Raw genomic sequence first — 16,490 nt, 5'->3', positions numbered from 1 at the left:
GCGAATGTCACCACTTTACAAAAAGTCATGATAAAAGGGAAATAAATAAACCTGAGGAAAAACAAACGGGTAAAAAAATCACGGAGTTGGCACGCATCTTGTAATAGTGAATGTGTCATAAGACATAACTGCTGATAAAAGGACATCAATCATGGGAATCTTTTCACGTTTTGCCGATATCATTAACGCCAACGTTGCATCATTGCTGGATAAAGCGGAAGATCCGCAGAAAATGATCCGCCTGATGATTCAGGAAATGGAAGATATGCTGGTGGAAATCCGCTCCACCTCTGCCCGCACCCTCGCGGAACGCAAAAATCTGTCACGTCAGATTGAAAGCGGTGAGCGTCAGGTGAGTGACTGGCAGGAAAAAGCGGAACTGGCGATTGTCAAAGGAAAAGAAGATCTGGCCCGCGCCGCACTGCTGGAAAAACAGCGCGTGGAAGGCCATGTCGATACACTGCGTCATGAGCTGATTATTCTGGACGAAACTATCGCCCGGCTGAAAAATGAAATTAACGAACTGGAACAGAAACTGACTGAAACCCGTGCCCGCCAGCAATCCATGGTGGTGCGTCACGAAGCGGCAAAATCATCCCGTGCGGTGCGCCGTCAGCTCGACAGCGGCCGGATGGATGAGGCAATGGCCCGTTTCGAGCAGTTTGAGGCGCGGATTGACCATATGGAAGGTGAAGCCGCAAGCTATGGTCTGGGGAAAGAAAAATCACTGGAACAGCAGTTTGCCGAGCTGAAAGCGGAAGATGAGATCAGCGCGCAAATCGCGGCCATCAAAGCACGTCTTGAAAAAGAAGAAAAGGGCGAATAAGGTCGGTAACAGGCTTTCCTGAATTAATACCATTAAGGACAAAAATATGGCATTTGTATTTTTAGGTATACCACTGACAATTTTCGTGTTGTTCGTGCTGCCGATCTGGTTATGGCTGCACTATAACAGTCAGCGGGGAAGCCGGGCCGGTGAATTTGAAACCCGCCGTCTTGCGGCGCTGGCGGAAAATGCTCAGCAGATGGAAGCGCGGATCAAAACCCTGGAATCGATTCTGGATGCGGAAAATCCGGGCTGGAGGCAATCATAATGGAATTTCAGTCACGCAAACTGTACCGCTATCCGGATGAAGGTATGTTCCGGGGCGTATGTGCCGGTATTGCCAACTATTTTGATGTACCGGCCTGGATGATCCGCATTATCGCGGTGGTGGCAACATTTACCGGCTTTTTCTGGCTGACTATCACCCTCTATATTCTGATGGGAATGATCCTGCCGGTGGTGCCGCGTGATTACCCCGGCCGCGACGGAGGAGTGAATGCGGCCATGCTGCTTGAACAGACAGAACGCAGCCAGGCGCGTACCGAAAAACGGATCCGCGACATTGAGCGCTATGTGACCTCAGAACAGTATGCGCTCAACCGCCGCTTCCGTGACCTGTAATCTGTCAGACGGAGAACAGTATGAAGTGGCCGGATAAACACACCCTGCTGCGTGCCGGAAAAACCGGGGCGCAGCTGTTAACCACCGCAGCACTGGCGGCAGCACCCGGAGGTATTGCCGCGGTGATTCTGAAATCGGTTACCCGTCCTGCTCTGCGCGGGGCGGCAATACTGGTACTGGAGCCTGTTATCCGTGCCGGTATGAAAAAAGTGATTGGCCGTTTTACACCGGAGAATTATGAAACGACTGCAAAATGAGCTGAGTGCCCTCGTCAACCGGGGTCTGGATCGTCATCTTCGTCTTGCCGTTACCGGACTGAGCCGCAGCGGCAAGACCGCGTTTATTACCTCGTTTGTTAATCAGCTGATGAATGTACAGAGCGGTGCGCGTCTGCCGCTGTTTTCGGCTGCCCGTGACGGCCGCATTCTCGGCGTGAAACGCATCCCGCAGCGGGATCTGGGCGTCCCACGCTTTGCCTATGATGAAGGACTTGCCTCACTGTACGGCACACCGCCGGACTGGCCGGTACCGACACGCGGTGTCAGCGAAATCCGCCTGAAACTGCGTTACCGCACTCAGGACAGTCTGCTGCGCCACTTTAAGGAAACCTCCACGCTCTACCTGGAAATCGTCGATTATCCGGGGGAGTGGCTGCTGGATCTGCCGATGCTGGAACAGGATTACCTCACCTGGTCGCAGCAGATGAAAACCCTGCTCAAAGGTGAGCGGGGAGAATGGGCAGAGCCGTGGCTGGCGCTCTGCCGTCAGCTTGACCCGGATGCCCCGGCGGATGAACAGCAGCTGGCAGCGATTGCACAGGCCTATACTGATTATCTTCACCGCTGCAAAGCGGCAGGTTTTCACTTTATCCAGCCCGGTCGTTTTGTGCTGCCGGGGGATATGGCCGGCGCACCCGGATTACAGTTTTTTCCGTTTATTACCGACCTGATGCCGGATCCGTCCCGGCTGGCCAAAGCGGCAAAAAGCAGTGTTCTCGGCATGCTGCGCGATCGCTATCAGTACTATTGTGACCATGTGGTCAAAGGTTTCTATAAGCATTATTTCCAGCATTTCGACCGCCAGATTGTGCTGGTGGATTGCCTGACCCCGCTCAACAGCGGGCCGCAGGCATTTACGGATATGCGTCTGGCGCTGACCCAGCTGATGCAGAGCTTCCATTACGGCAAACGCACATTATTGCGCCGCCTGTTTTCCTCCTGCATCGACAAACTGCTGTTCGCCGCCAGCAAAGCGGACCATGTCACTGCCGACCAGCACGCCAATCTCGTGGCACTGCTTCAGCAGCTGACGCAGTCAGCCTGGCAGCAGGCCGCTTTTGAGGGAATTAAAATGGACTGCACCGGGCTGGCGTCGGTACAGGCCACGGAATACGGCATGGTGATGCACAACGGGGAAAAAATGCCCGCGCTGAAAGGCACCCGGCTGGCAGATAATACCCCGCTGACTTTCTATCCCGGCGAAGTACCGAAACGGCTGCCGGATGCAGACTTCTGGCAGCAGCAGGGGTTTCAGTTTGAGTCCTTCAGGCCATTACCGATGCGGATGGATACGCCGCTGCCGCATATCAGGATGGACAGTGCGATGGAATTTTTACTGGGAGATAAACTGTCATGAGCGAGCCTATCAAATCCCGTATTGATTTTGAGGAAGCACCGCTGTCGCCGCCGGTACAGGACACCATAAAACCGGCGCAACAATTTGCGGACGATGACAGCATACAGTTTGAACGCACGGAATTCACGGCAGAGCAGGATACAGACGGGGAAGCGGAAGCGCTGCTGATTCAGGCACTGAAACCCCGGCGCAGCCTGTGGCGTAAGCTGGTCTTTGTGGCCGGCGGATTGCTGGGGATCAGCGCCGTCGCACAACTGATTCAGTGGGTGAATGATGCGTGGACAGGTAATGACTGGACCGCCCTTGGCGGGATTGCCGCCACTTTTCTGGTGCTGATTGCCGCCGCCGGCTCTGTTATCACGGAATGGCGGCGCATGTACCGCCTGCGCCAGCGGGCTACAGAGCGCGAGGCCGCAGAGGAATTACTGCAAAGCCACCGTATCGGTGACGGACGTGCATTTTGTGAAAAACTGGCGAAACAGGCCAATATCCCGTCACACCATCCTGCGTTACAGCAATGGCAGAGCCTGTTACAGAGCAGCCATAATGACCGCGAAGTGGTGACCCTGTACAGTCAGCTTGTCCAGCCGGTGACGGATGAACAGGCGCGCCGGGTGATCAGCCGTTTCGCGGCGGAATCTGCGCTGATGATTGCCGTCAGCCCGCTGGCACTGGTGGATATGGCCTTTATTGCCTGGCGTAATATCCGTCTGATTAACCAGGTGGCGGCTATCTACGGTATTGAACTGGGATATTACAGCCGCCTGCGACTGTTTAAACTGGTTCTGCTCAATATTGCCTTCGCAGGGGCATCCGAGCTTATCCGCGAAGTGGGGATGGACTGGCTCTCTCAGGACATCACCGCACGGTTATCCGCCCGTGCCGCACAAGGCATGGGAGCCGGACTGCTGACCGCCCGTCTGGGGATCAAAGCGATGGAACTGTGCCGTCCGCTGCCGTGGACTGCAACAGATAAACCTAAACTTATGGATTTCCGTAAGCAGTTGTTACAGCAGCTTAAACAGGCAGTGCCAAAAGGGAAGAGCGCGGAAAAGTCCGCCCTGTAACCGATAATCCGGCCGGATGCGCATTTTGTGATGTCATCCGGCTTTTTTATGCAGAAACGGGTGTCCGGTCACTGTTTTTTTCACGGCGATCCCGTTATGCTCCCTGCGGGTCGCTGTCTCACCTCTCCGGCGCGGTTTGCCGTCCGCGCTGAATAAAACTTCGTTAACCGACTGACATATCTGTACTTTCATAGCCTTTTCACACGGAACTGTGGATAAACACCGCAGGAACGCATTTATTGTGTCAACAAATCGTGACAGTTTTCATTTTATACCGTAAAATCAGTTTCAATTAACGGGAAAATAATAACTTAAGTGTAAATAGGATCGTAACGATGCGATTGGAAGTAATTTGCCAGGACCGAATCGGACTGACGCGGGAGTTATTGGATCTGCTGGTATTACAAAATATCGACCTCAAAGGCATCGAAATTGCCCGTAACGGCCGGATATACCTCAATTTTATGCAGATCGATTTTTCTGTGTTCCAGTCTCTGATGGCTGAGATCCGCCGGATTCAGGGCGTGGTGGATGTCAGAACTGTTCACTTTATGCCGTCTGAGCGCGAACAGCGCGCCATGTGGGCATTACTCGAATCCCTGGAAGACCCGATTTTATCTCTCGACCTGCGCGGGAATATTGAACTGGCCAACAGCGCGGCACTCTCCCTGTTTGCCACCACCGAAGAGCGCATCCGTCAGCGCAATATCACTTACTATTTCAGCCAGTTCAACTTCACCCGCTGGATTGAGGATGAAGAACCTGCGCCATACAAGGAAACCATCAATCTCAAAGGCCGCTCTTACACCCTGAGTGTGACGCCGATTAATTTTGATGAGAAAGATGACGCCTCCGCCACTATCGGCGCGGTTGTGCTGCTGCGCACCGTCAGTGAGAGCAGCAACGGGCAGAAACGCCGCATGCAGGTGATGCATTCCGGCAGTTTTGATGATTTAGTGGCGAAAAGCGCCAAAATGCGCCATGTGGTCGAACAGGCACAGCGTATGGCAAAAATGGATTCCCCGCTGCTGCTGGTCGGTGAAACCGGGACCGGGAAAGATGTGTTTGCCAAAGCCTGTCATCTCTACAGTGTGCGCGGCAATCAGCCGTTCCTCGGGCTGAACTGTGCCTCGATGCCGGATGATGTGGTGGAAACCGAACTGTTCGGTTACGCTGCCGGTGCTTACGCCAACAGTACTGAGCCGAAAAAAGGCTTCTTTGAGCAGGCTAACGGCGGCACCGTTCTGCTGGATGAAATCGCGGAAATGTCCCCGCAGATGCAGATCAAGCTGCTGCGCTTCCTGAATGACGGTACATTCCGCCGTGTCGGGGAAGAGCATGAGGTGAAAGTGGATGTGCGGGTTATCTGTGCGACCCAGAAAAATCTGCTGGAGCTGGTGAAAGAGGGCAAATTCCGTGAGGATCTCTATTACCGCCTCAATGTGCTGACGCTGACCATTCCGCCGCTGCGCGAGCATCAGGAAGATATCCTGCCGCTGACCCGCGATTTCGTGAAACGCTTTTCCGAAGAGCAGGGTTGTGAAGAACCGCGCCTGGCGCCGGAGCTGGGGCAGTTCCTTTGTGCTTATCACTGGCCGGGCAACGTCCGTCAGCTGCGTAATGTGATTTATCAGGCGCTCTCTTCGCTGGAAGGCTCGCTGCTGCGTCCGCAGGACATCGTTCTGCCGGAACTGGAAGCGGAAATCGGCTTCAGTGAGGATATCCTCAGCGGCTCGCTGGATGATATCACCAAACGGTTTGAGTGCTCTGTGCTGACACGGCTGTACCGCCACTATCCGAGCACCCGTAAGCTGGCGAAACGCCTGAATGTCTCACATACCGCGATCGCCAATAAACTGCGCGAATACGGGCTGAGTCAGCGGCGCAGCGCGGCAAAAGATGATGAGGGAGAGGAAGAATAATTTTTTCCCCGGTAAAAAAAATCCCGCGACCGTCACCGGCCGCGGGGTTTTTTTACAGATACGGGTAACTTATTTCAGTGCATTCAGCGCGCTGTCATAATCCGGCTCTTCGGTGATTTCACCGACCAGCTGGCTGTAAATCACAGTATCGTTCTCATCCAGTACGATCACCGCACGGGCGCACAGACCGGCCAGCGGGCCGCTGCCGATACCGACACCGTAATTTTCACGGAATTCCGGATCACGCAGGGTGGAGAGCATCACCACATTCTCAATACCTTCCGCGCCGCAGAAACGGGACTGCGCGAACGGCAGATCAGCGGAAATACATAACACCACGGTATTGGACAGTTTTGCGGCAGTTTCATTGAATTTGCGCACGGAGGCGGCGCAGACACCGGTGTCCACACTCGGGAAAATATTCAGAATCTTACGCTTCCCGGCGAATTTGGTGAGCTGGACATCTGACAAATCATTAGCGACTAATTTAAATGGTACGGCTTTTTCACCGGCACGCAGCAGTGCGCCGTAAACCAGAACATCGTTACCCTGAAGTTTTACAGTTTGTGTCATTTTTATCATCCTCTGAACGGGCTCATAATTGTTGGTATAAATAATACCTGGCAGGTGTTTTCTCACCGGATATCGTTAATAAAAATGTAATATCCGGTTGTTGTGTTTCGGTAATCATCAGATAATCTATCGGTTTACCATTTTTAATACAAGGCGCCCGTTATGTTCAGGCCAGCAAAATTTTCCCGTTCCGCACTTCTTGCCGGGACGTTTTTCACGTTTTCTTCACTGTTTTGTGCAACGGCGGCGGAGATCCCCGCAGGAACACAGCTGGCAAAAGAACAATCTGTTTATCGTCATCTGAAGGATGAACCCGCGTCTCTGGACCCGATTAAAGCGGTCGGTCTGACCGAAGCTCAGATCCTGCGTGATTTATTTGAAGGGCTGATCAGTCAGGGTGCGGACGGCAAACCGGTGCCCGGTGTCGCTCTCTCCTGGGAGACCCGCAACAATCAGGTATGGACATTCCGCCTGCGTGACGATGCCCGCTGGTCTGACGGCTCACCGGTGACCGCACAGGACTTTGTCTACAGCTGGCAGCGGCTGGTTAACCCGAAAAATCTCTCTACCTTCGCCTGGTTTGCACCGCTGGCCGGCATTAAAAATGCGCAGGCGATTATCGACGGCAAAATGCTGCCGGAAACCCTCGGCGTTGAAGCTGTTGACAACCGGACTCTGCGGGTCACGTTAGACCGTCCTGTGCCGTACTTCCCGAATCTGGCGGCCAATTTCAGCCTTTTCCCTGTGAATCGCGCGGTTGTTGAGAAATACGGCGACAGTTGGATCCGCACCGGGCATCTGGTCGGCAACGGGGCATTTGTCCTGCATGATAGGGTGGTGAATGAGAAAATTGTTCTGACGCCGAACCCGCATTACTGGGATCACAAACACACGGTGCTGACATCGGTTACCTTTGTGCCGATTAACCATGAATCCCAGGCCACCAAACGCTATCTGTCCAATGATCTCGACATTACGGAATCATTCCCGAAAAATCAGTATCAGAAACTGAAACAGGCGATTCCGGATCAGATTTATATCCCGGATCAGCTTGGCACCTATTATTACGCCTTTAACACGCAGCGGGCACCGACAAACGACCCGCGTGTGCGGCAGGCACTTTCCATGACCATTGACCGTAGGGTGATCGCAGAGAAAGTGCTGGGCACGGGCGAAAAACCGGCCTGGCATTTCACGCCGGATGTCACTGCCGGGTTTACACCGGAGCCGGGCCTGTACCAGAAATTTACTCAGGATGAGCTCGACAGCCAGGCAAAAACGCTGCTGGCCGCCGCCGGTTACGGGCCGCACAATCCGCTGAAATTATCTCTGCTGTATAACAGCTCGGAAAACCATCAGAAAATTGCCATTGCCGTCGGTTCGATGTGGAAGAAAAAACTGGGCGCGGAAGTGAAGCTGGTCAATCAGGAATGGAAAACCTATATCGACAGCCGCAATACCGGCAATTTTGATGTGATCCGCGCCTCCTGGGTCGGCGATTACAACGAGCCGTCAACCTTCCTGTCTCTGCTGACCAGCACACACAGCGGCAATATCGCGCAGTATCATAATGAAAAATATGATGCTCTGCTGAAAACTGCTGCGCTGGAAACGGATGATAACGCCCGTAATACCGACTATAACGACGCCGAAAAACTGCTGGCGGAAGACATGCCGATAGCACCAATCTACCAGTACACCAACGGACGTCTGATTAAACCGTGGCTGAAGGGATATCCGGTCAATAATCCGGAAGATGTGGCATACAGCCATAATCTCTATATTATTAAACACTAACCCTGCCTCCGGTTCCCTGCTGCGGACGGCTGCAGGAACCGGCTGAACACACTCAGCAGCTGTTTTCACGGACAATGGGGAGAGACGCATGAGCGCTTTGTACGGATCCGCTTTTCAGGGAACAGATCCCATCTGCCGGGTGCAGTTTGACGGAGAGGGCGGTTGTACGCCGGTGGATGTCAACGCCGTTGCCGGGATAAAAGAACCGGTGTGGCTGCACCTGGACTATTTATCCGCGGATAACCAGCGCTGGCTGCGTGAAACGGAACTGTTGCCGCCGCAGGCGCGTGACGGGCTGACAAACAATGTTATCCGCCCCAGGACACTCCGTATTGGTGAGGGTGCATTAATTACCCTGCAAACCATCAACAATAATGACGGCGACCGGCCTGACCAACTGGTGGCATTCCGTATCTGGATCTGCGGCAGTTATATTATCTCCACCCGCCACCGTAAAGTGCATTCCATTCAGACCATTCAGGATGATTTACAAAACGGTGAAGGTGCAAAAAATACCGGAGAATGGCTGGCGGAAGCGGCGTTCTGCATCACCGACGAAGTGGCAGATTTTATTGAGGACTTACACGATACCCTGATTGATATGGAAGATGCGATACTCGATCAGCATATTCCGGCCCGCGGGGAGCTGGCACTGCTGCGCAAGCAGCTGATTGTCCTGCGCCGCTACATGGCACCGCAGCGCGATGTGTTTTCCCGGCTGGCCTCCGAGCGTTACACCTGGCTCTCAGAGCAGGACAGACATCAGCTGACGGATGTCAGTGACCGCCTGGGGCGGATTATTGACGATATTGACTCCTGTATCGCGCGGACATCGGTTATCTCGGATGAAATCACCAATATGATGGCGGATGCGATGAACCGGCGTACTTACACCATGTCACTGCTGGCGATGGTTTTTCTGCCGACAACCTTTCTGACCGGATTGTTCGGGGTCAACCTCGGCGGGATCCCGGGGGGCGATTTCCCGTTTGCTTTCAGTTTGTTCTGTGTGGGACTGGCGGGTGTTATCGGATTTGTTGCCTGGTGGTTACGTAAGAGTAACTGGTTGTAAAAACGTGTATTTTTATATGATTTTACGTACCGGACTTGAGCTATATCAAGAAATACCACGCCCGGTTAGGGCACTATTACTCCCGCAGGTGAATACAACGTTGAGCGATGAACGTTGTGCTCCATAATTGTAGTTTTTCTCATATTGAGTTCTTATACAGAATATTGACCATTATCATGCCGGTGTATTTTATACATCGGTTTTTTTTTTGCCTGAAACAAACCCGCCAATATTCAGGCCGTACCCTCCGTGGCACGGCACTATAACAGCGTGATTATTTCACTTCCGTCACATCCAGACGTAATTCTGTGAAATCCGGGCTATCGCCGTCATCATCCTCATCTTCCCATACCGGCTGAACAGGCAGAGTTTCGCGGTCAAATGCGAGATCACCACCGTCGACGACTTCACTGCCGTGATGGATAGATTTGAAATCGAATAATTCAGTGTCACATAAATGTGATGATACGACATTCTGTGTGGCACGGAACATGGTTTCAATCCGGCCCGGATAGCGTTTATCCCAGTCGCGCAGCAGATCTTTGATAACCTGACGCTGCAGGTTCGGCTGAGAGCCGCACAGGTTACACGGAATGATCGGGAACCCTTTGGCTTCGGCGAAACGCTCAATATCTTTCTCACGGCAATAGGCCAGCGGGCGGATCACCACATGTTTACCGTCGTCACTCATCAGCTTCGGCGGCATGCCTTTGAGTTTGCCGCCGTAAAACATATTCAGGAACAGGGTCTGCAGAATATCGTCGCGGTGGTGGCCAAGGGCGATTTTGGTTGCACCCAGCTCAGTCGCGGTGCGGTACAAAATGCCCCGGCGCAGACGGGAGCAGAGGGAACAGGTGGTTTTCCCTTCCGGGATTTTTTCTTTCACAATCCCGTAGGTATTTTCTTCGACGATTTTATATTCAACGCCCAGTTTTTCCAGATATTCCGGCAAAATATGCTCAGGGAAACCCGGTTGCTTCTGATCGAGATTCACCGCCACCAGGGAAAAACGGATGGGGGCGCTCTGCTGCAGGCTCTGCAGAATGGAAAGCAGAGTGTAACTGTCTTTGCCACCGGACAGGCAAACCATGATGCGGTCGCCGTCCTCAATCATATTAAAATCTGCGATTGCTTTGCCGGTATGGCTGCGCAGGCGCTTTTGCAATTTATTGATGTTGTACTGTTCTTTCGGTGTATTCATGTCTTACTGTTCTTAACGGGTTTGGCTGGTGCCTGTGTCAGGCCGGCCGCACGGCAACGGAAATCTGAAATAAGGACGCAATGATAGCAGAAGGACGGGGGATTCGGATACGTATGGATTAAAAAGGATGACAGCCCGGAACGGAATGATCCGGGATGACGGGGGCGGGCTGCTGGTACTCTCTGGTATGGTTATTTTTTACTGCGGATTTTACCCCTTCCTCTGCTCTTCATATCAATAGTGATCGTGTCATAGTCTGTTTCCTGACTCTTTTTCTCTTTATAGTTAAGTGAACTCAGTTTGCTGTTTTTTTCGATACAATCAGTAAAAAAACTTTTTACATCAACATTAAACAAAAAAGCGATTTGCAGTAATGTACTGGCTCTTATATTGGTAATGCCCTGTTCATAGCGGGATATTTGCTGCTGACTTAAACCCAGTAATTCGGCAAGTGCCATACCTGATAATCCCAGCGATTTTCTTTTCCGTGAAATTTGCTGACCGATAAAGAGGCTGATTTCTCTCTCATTCATATGCTATGCCCTTAAATTAAAAGCTGTGTGTAATCTTAAATATAGTAATTATGTTAATTGTGTTTATATTGTTCAAATGTTCCCAGATAACTGCCGTCAGTATAAGAATTAAGATGATTCGACATATGGGATAATAGTTTTTTTGAATCAGGATCTCTGTTTAAGATAAATAACACTCTGTGTATAAATTTTTCCGGCGATATATTAAAAATACGCAGTATTAATATCAGTGTATCCAGCGGAATAGCACTGTCACCATTCTCGTAACGGGATATCTGCTGCTGCGATAGCTGTATTATTGAACCTAATTCATGGCCGGTGATACCTTTTGATTTTCGTAATATTCTAATTTCCTGGCCTATAACTGCATGAAGCTCCTTTTTAAAGACCTGGTGTTGACAACTAAGTGCGTGGCAATTATCGGGCTGCATAAAGATACCATCAGGACGTCATTAAACTTAATGTATATTTTAAATACTATTATAGGAAATATCTGCAAGGCAAAAACAGTATATTGTGCATAATATGCAAGCCTTATAATGGTTGTCAATAAATAAAATCCGCAATAAAAATGTACAAAAGAATAAAAAGTAAAATTAAAAACTGGAAATATGCAGATATTACAACGCATATAAAAAAGGAATAAATTGGCTTGATTTTTTATGCATTCATTTGATTTTAAAGAAGAAAACAAAACCAATTTCTGGTGATGTGACAAATAACACTTCTGTGTTGTAGTTATACGCATTTTGCGGGTTTCACTGAAGAGAGGGCAATATGATGATATTCTTTTTGTAATTATAATAATGGAATATGTCAACATTTACGACAATAGTATGCCTTTGTGCAGATAATTATATAACAATAAGTAAAACTAAAAGATTTACAGAGTGTATGACCCTGTGTTTCCGCTCGTCACAAAAAGATGTGTAATTGTAAAAATCAGATATCCGCCGGGGGATTGAAAAGATAACGGCAAAAGCATCAATATCTTTAGTTTTAATATCTTAATGTTTTGTTTTTCTTTACTTTTATGAGTCATGATTAACTCAAAAATATCTTTTATTTCATTGTGTTGATAATGATATTCTCTTTTTGTTCTTTTCCGTTCATACCGGAGTATTGTTTATTAAAAATGATAATTCGTTATAAGGAGGAAAAATTAAACGCTTGTTTGTATCTGAATGGAAACAATTATAACAATAATGCAACCGTCCGGGATGGAAGTAATAAAAACCTGCGATATTATTCGTTATTACCTTCTTTTAATCATTCAATGCATCAGTAAGGTCACCGGAATATATGTTATGGCTGACAACAGATCCCTGTGACAGCCATGAGAACGGATAAAATTTAAGCGTGATTTTGCATAACCGTATTGAATGTTTTTACAACCAGCAGATTACCGTTTTTCAGTGCAGCGTAGTTTTCCTTTATTTCGGATGCAGCGTATTCACGGATTGCCGTATTCAGATATTCAATCAGCTCAATTTTGCAATCCTTGTTTGTCTTATCCAGTGCTGAGAACGGTGTGCTGAGATCTCTGTTTTCTTCAATCAGTCGCTGAAGGAGTGATTTATCTGTTGCCCGCTCAAAATACTGGCCGACAGTAATAACCCGCTCAAGGCCGGTCAGCTTCATAACCATCAGGGTTAATCTGGAGCATACAGAATAAACAGTCTTATTGCTGACAGACATACTTACCTCATCTACGAAAATCATATGATTTATGCTGGTGTGAAGGTTTACAGCATTTCCCTTTTTTAAAAGGTAGAATAATCTGAATGTTGTGTAAAATGGTTAAATTGTACCAATACAGATTACGTATTGGTGCGTAATATCCGTTTATTCACGTAGCCATATTATTAAAAGGAATAACAGAGTGACTAAAAAAATACCGGGCCTGTTTATTGTACTGATTCTGTCCGGATGTGTTTCAGAGGGTACACAACCGGAAAAATATGAAAAGAATAACGATGACCCTTATAAAAACAGCACCGTAAATACTATCCGTGAAAATCAGGAGATTTACAGGGAGCAACTGAGAATAAAACAACACACCGGCGGAGAGGGATAATGACAGTTATTGAGAATAATCATGAGTATACCGGCAGCCGGTTTGAAAAAGCCGATCTCAGTGATCAGACAATCCGTGGTGTGGTGTTTGAGGACTGCACCTTTATCCGCTGTGATTTCAGCTCGGCGGTTGCGCAGCAGTGCCGTTTCACTGACTGTGTGTTTGAGCAGTGCAATATGAGTCTGCTGGCCGTTCCGGAAACCCGGTTTTCCGGCACTGAATTTACCGGAACGAAAATGATTGGTATTGACTGGACAAAAGCATACTGGCCGAAGTTTGATTTTTATTCTCAGCTGGTGTTCAAAGAGTGCATTTTGGACAGTAATAACTTTTTTGACCTCAGATTGCATGAATCGCACTTTGAGTCCTGCCGGATCCATAATGCCGATTTCAGACAGGCGGAGCTGAATAAATCCGTTATGCATGACTGCGATTTAACCGACACACTGTTTATGCACACTAATCTGGAAGGGGCGGATCTTTCCGGCTCTCACTCTTTTTATATCGATATCCGTGAAAATAAAACTGCCAAAGCCACATTTTCCGCATACGAAGCCCTGAATCTGCTGCGGGTGCTTGATATCCGCCTGGCTGATTAAATCGTGCGGCTCCGGGTATATATACCGGATATCTGCTGAATAAAGCGTATAATTACGCAGTAACATCTTCATCAAATCTGATTTTGATGAATAAAGCGACAGTAAGGCTTCTGGTCACTTGCCGGTCTTTGGTATGATCAGTAATAAGTAACTCAATGTATACTGGCGGGGCAATGAGAAAATTTATTCTGTCAGGGATTATGGCCGCATTATTATCCGGCTGCGCAGGTACAGGAAGTAAAACACCGGAAGCACCCTGGGGCTTTACATGGGGGCAGACGCCCGCAGAATTAAAAGCCCTGAATCTGGACGATTTTGACTGCACAAAAACCCGTGATGGCGGGCAATTATGCAGCTCACTGGCATCACCGGATGTTGAAAAGCAATTCTTTATGATGGTCTTTTCACCGGGAGGGCAAAAATTAAATGCAATATCCCGTTTTGGTGTCTGGAGCCATGATCAGGCCGCATTACTGAATGAGTACGATAAAGTAAATGCGGAGATGGAGAAAATCTACGGCAAACCGGCCGGGATAAATGAAGAATATGATCGCAAAACGCCGTTCCTGGCAAAAGTCGCCAAGGGAAAAATCGGTCAGTTTAAGCGCAAATATGAATCAGAAGATACCGAGGTTGTGGTGGGCGTGGTCAGTAATGCCAATCTGGTACAGATAAATGATGAAAAAGATGTCACTTATACTGTGCTGACCATGTATACACTGAAATAAACAGGTACTTGCGGTGCTGAATATTATCACTATGATTCAGCACCGTTCCTTCCTTATTCTCCGGGTATGGTAACCCGGTGTCATCAGCATATTTCCTGACACTCCCGGTAAAAGAGTGTGATCAGTTTCGCTTAATGTCATCCGTTGCTGATTTTTGATACAGCAAAAAAATAGCCTGTGGTATCCCTTTTATCAGTTTTTTTATTTCAAAGGGGATTATCAATGAAATTTATTAATCGTTACAGTGCAATTGCACTGGCTGTTGGTATGTTGTCACTGAATATGACTGCACAGGCTGAGACTGTTTCTCTGAATGCCGCTGCCGCACCGCAGGCTGTGACAGAAATAGCGGTGTTACAGCAGGGGCAGTGGGACAGTTTTAATAAACAGCGCCTGGATGCCATGATCGCCAAAGCAAAACAATCACCGGCACATACCTATTATGCGGTGTTTGACTTTGATAACACCACGGCATTTCTGGATATTGAAGAAGCGGTGATGATTTATCAGCTTGAACACCTGTTATTTGCCATGACACCGCAGGAACTGAAATCTGTTATTTTCAAAGATATTCCGGCCGGCAATTTTTCCGCTGAGTTCAACAATAAAGATGGTAAACCGGTCAATATTGAGAAGGTCGGAGCTGATATTCTGGAAAGTTACCAGTGGCTGTATGACAACTATGATGGTCTGAAGGGTGATAAGCCGCTGTCTGAAATTAAAAAATCGCCGCATTATCAGAATTTCATCACCAAAATGCGCTATTTATATGCGGCAATCGGCGGCACATTTGATCATGCCGTTTCCTATCCGTGGGTCACCTATTTATTTATGAATATGACACCGGAGCAGGTTGCGGATATTACCGCTAAAACCATTGAATGGCAGAAATCAGAGCCGGTTGAAGGCGTGGTATGGGAAAGCCCTGAATCGTTACCGGGACAGGCGGGTATTGTTGAAATTGACTGGCATAATGGTTTCCGTCTGGTGCCGGAAATGCAGGATCTGTATCAGGTGCTGCAAAAATCCGGTATTGATGTCTATGTGATTTCCGCATCGAACCTGGAAGTGATTAAATCGATTGTCACACAACCGCCGTATTCTGTACCGGAGTCACAGGTATTTGCCATGCATTTACTGCGCACCAAAGATAATAAACTGACATCCGATCTGGATCCGGTTTATCCGCAGACTCAGGGCAAAGGGAAAACAGAGACTATCCGTAAGTTTATTCAGGATAAATATGCCGGTAAAGGGCCGTTATTAGTCGCCGGTGACAGTGAAGGCGACCAGAATATGATGTCTGACTTCCCTGATACGGATGTGGTGCTGATTATTAACCGCCTGCGTTCACCGGATAGCATTATCGGGCAGTTATCAAAACAGGCAGTTAAAGAGCACGGTCAAAAGGATGCCAAAGTATTATTGCAGGGACGTAATGACAGCACCGGTGTATTTGTACCGTCACAGCTTCATACCCCGTTGGGTGCCAAAGAAGGGCGGGCGTTAAAATAACAGCACTGACTGTCAGTTTAAGGAAATACTGATAACCCCGGCCGGTAATACACACTATGATAGTAAATAGATATCATTATAAGGAATTCAGAAGGATATGGATAAATATATTGTGTGTTATGAAGGTCTGGGGTTAACCGGCTCGGTACTATTCCGCAGCCATGTGGCTATTAATACCGATATCAGCAGAACGGAAGCGGAACGTTTTATCGCGCTGTTTCACAATGCCGCTGCCGCCGATGCGGCAAAGCATAATATTAACGCGGCACGTTATGTTATCGTGAATATCTGTAAACTGTAGTAATACGGCGGGATTACCGCCGT

The 16,490-nt window shown here is 48.8% G+C and carries 18 protein-coding genes; 13 read left to right on the top strand and 5 right to left on the bottom strand.

The window, feature by feature from the left end; all coding sequences use genetic code 11:
- The first annotated feature begins 151 nt into the window (after positions 1-151).
- The 7 genes from pspA (at position 152) to tyrR (ending at position 6,071) form a co-directional block, all read left to right on the top strand.
- Positions 152-826, top strand: coding sequence for a phage shock protein PspA (pspA, locus tag X965_RS05295; RefSeq protein ID WP_004235502.1), 675 nt, complete (start codon positions 152-154; stop codon positions 824-826).
- Between the two features lie 46 nt (positions 827-872).
- The gene (pspB, locus tag X965_RS05290) at positions 873-1,094 is read left to right on the top strand and encodes an envelope stress response membrane protein PspB (RefSeq protein ID WP_004235503.1); all 222 of its coding nucleotides are present in this window, start codon (positions 873-875) and stop codon (positions 1,092-1,094) included.
- Positions 1,094-1,447 carry an envelope stress response membrane protein PspC gene (pspC, locus tag X965_RS05285; RefSeq protein WP_004235504.1) on the top strand — a complete coding sequence of 118 codons (354 nt, stop codon included), beginning with the start codon at positions 1,094-1,096 and terminating at the stop codon, positions 1,445-1,447. Before pspB ends, pspC begins: the two co-directional genes overlap by 1 nt.
- A 20-nt stretch (positions 1,448-1,467) precedes the next feature.
- Positions 1,468-1,704, top strand: a complete 237-nt coding sequence (locus tag X965_RS05280; protein ID WP_004235505.1) for a hypothetical protein — start codon at positions 1,468-1,470, stop codon at positions 1,702-1,704.
- Positions 1,685-3,082, top strand: coding sequence for a YcjX family protein (locus tag X965_RS05275; RefSeq protein ID WP_036417311.1), 1,398 nt, complete (start codon positions 1,685-1,687; stop codon positions 3,080-3,082). The genes X965_RS05280 and X965_RS05275 overlap by 20 nt, the downstream gene beginning before the upstream one ends.
- Positions 3,079-4,149: a YcjF family protein gene (locus X965_RS05270; protein WP_004235507.1), complete on the top strand. Its 1,071-nt coding sequence runs from the start codon at positions 3,079-3,081 to the stop codon at positions 4,147-4,149. The genes X965_RS05275 and X965_RS05270 overlap by 4 nt, the downstream gene beginning before the upstream one ends.
- A 335-nt stretch (positions 4,150-4,484) precedes the next feature.
- Complete coding sequence (gene tyrR, locus X965_RS05265) at positions 4,485-6,071, top strand: transcriptional regulator TyrR (protein ID WP_015422750.1); 1,587 nt, start codon at positions 4,485-4,487, stop codon at positions 6,069-6,071.
- 69 nt (positions 6,072-6,140) lie between these two features.
- On the opposite strand, the gene tpx is transcribed toward tyrR, so the two are convergent.
- Positions 6,141-6,644: a thiol peroxidase gene (gene tpx, locus X965_RS05260; protein ID WP_004239128.1), complete on the bottom strand. Its 504-nt coding sequence runs from the start codon at positions 6,642-6,644 to the stop codon at positions 6,141-6,143.
- A gap of 162 nt (positions 6,645-6,806) precedes the next feature.
- Between tpx and X965_RS05255 the strand changes: the two genes are divergently transcribed.
- Positions 6,807-8,441, top strand: coding sequence for an ABC transporter substrate-binding protein (locus X965_RS05255; RefSeq protein WP_036417309.1), 1,635 nt, complete (start codon positions 6,807-6,809; stop codon positions 8,439-8,441).
- 88 nt (positions 8,442-8,529) lie between these two features.
- Positions 8,530-9,513 carry a zinc transporter ZntB gene (gene zntB, locus X965_RS05250; RefSeq protein WP_004235512.1) on the top strand — a complete coding sequence of 328 codons (984 nt, stop codon included), beginning with the start codon at positions 8,530-8,532 and terminating at the stop codon, positions 9,511-9,513.
- A gap of 274 nt (positions 9,514-9,787) precedes the next feature.
- On the opposite strand, the gene ttcA is transcribed toward zntB, so the two are convergent.
- From ttcA to X965_RS05230, 4 genes are all read right to left on the bottom strand, one after another.
- On the bottom strand, positions 9,788-10,714 hold the full coding sequence (gene ttcA / locus X965_RS05245) for a tRNA 2-thiocytidine(32) synthetase TtcA (protein WP_004235513.1): 927 nt from the start codon (positions 10,712-10,714) through the stop codon (positions 9,788-9,790).
- A 191-nt stretch (positions 10,715-10,905) separates the two neighbouring features.
- A complete protein-coding gene (locus X965_RS05240) occupies positions 10,906-11,247 on the bottom strand; it encodes a helix-turn-helix domain-containing protein (RefSeq protein WP_004235514.1) in 342 nt (113 codons plus the stop codon).
- A gap of 53 nt (positions 11,248-11,300) precedes the next feature.
- Entirely contained in the window at positions 11,301-11,678 is a 378-nt protein-coding gene (locus X965_RS05235; RefSeq protein ID WP_004235515.1) for a helix-turn-helix domain-containing protein, read from the bottom strand.
- Positions 11,679-12,600: 922 nt separating this feature from the next.
- The gene (locus X965_RS05230) at positions 12,601-12,894 is read right to left on the bottom strand and encodes a hypothetical protein (protein WP_225310078.1); all 294 of its coding nucleotides are present in this window, start codon (positions 12,892-12,894) and stop codon (positions 12,601-12,603) included.
- A 429-nt stretch (positions 12,895-13,323) separates the two neighbouring features.
- On the opposite strand from X965_RS05230, the gene X965_RS05220 reads away from it, so the two are divergent.
- The 4 genes from X965_RS05220 to X965_RS05205 all read left to right on the top strand — a co-directional run bounded on the left by X965_RS05220 (position 13,324) and on the right by X965_RS05205 (position 16,467).
- Positions 13,324-13,923, top strand: coding sequence for a pentapeptide repeat-containing protein (locus tag X965_RS05220; RefSeq protein WP_004235518.1), 600 nt, complete (start codon positions 13,324-13,326; stop codon positions 13,921-13,923).
- A gap of 173 nt (positions 13,924-14,096) precedes the next feature.
- The gene (locus X965_RS05215) at positions 14,097-14,651 is read left to right on the top strand and encodes a hypothetical protein (RefSeq protein WP_024473208.1); all 555 of its coding nucleotides are present in this window, start codon (positions 14,097-14,099) and stop codon (positions 14,649-14,651) included.
- Between the two features lie 222 nt (positions 14,652-14,873).
- Positions 14,874-16,166 (top strand): phosphoserine phosphatase, encoded by a 1,293-nt coding sequence (locus X965_RS05210; RefSeq protein WP_024473207.1) that lies wholly within the window; start codon positions 14,874-14,876, stop codon positions 16,164-16,166.
- A 97-nt stretch (positions 16,167-16,263) separates the two neighbouring features.
- Positions 16,264-16,467 (top strand): hypothetical protein, encoded by a 204-nt coding sequence (locus X965_RS05205; RefSeq protein ID WP_024473206.1) that lies wholly within the window; start codon positions 16,264-16,266, stop codon positions 16,465-16,467.
- Positions 16,468-16,490 lie beyond the last annotated feature (23 nt).

Origin of the sequence: Morganella sp. EGD-HP17, from assembly GCF_000512315.2 — a bacterium.
Taxonomy (GTDB): Bacteria; Pseudomonadota; Gammaproteobacteria; order Enterobacterales; family Enterobacteriaceae; genus Morganella; species Morganella morganii.
The sequence above is the reverse complement of the archived record's forward strand: the minus strand, read 5'-3'. Positions and strand labels throughout refer to the sequence as shown.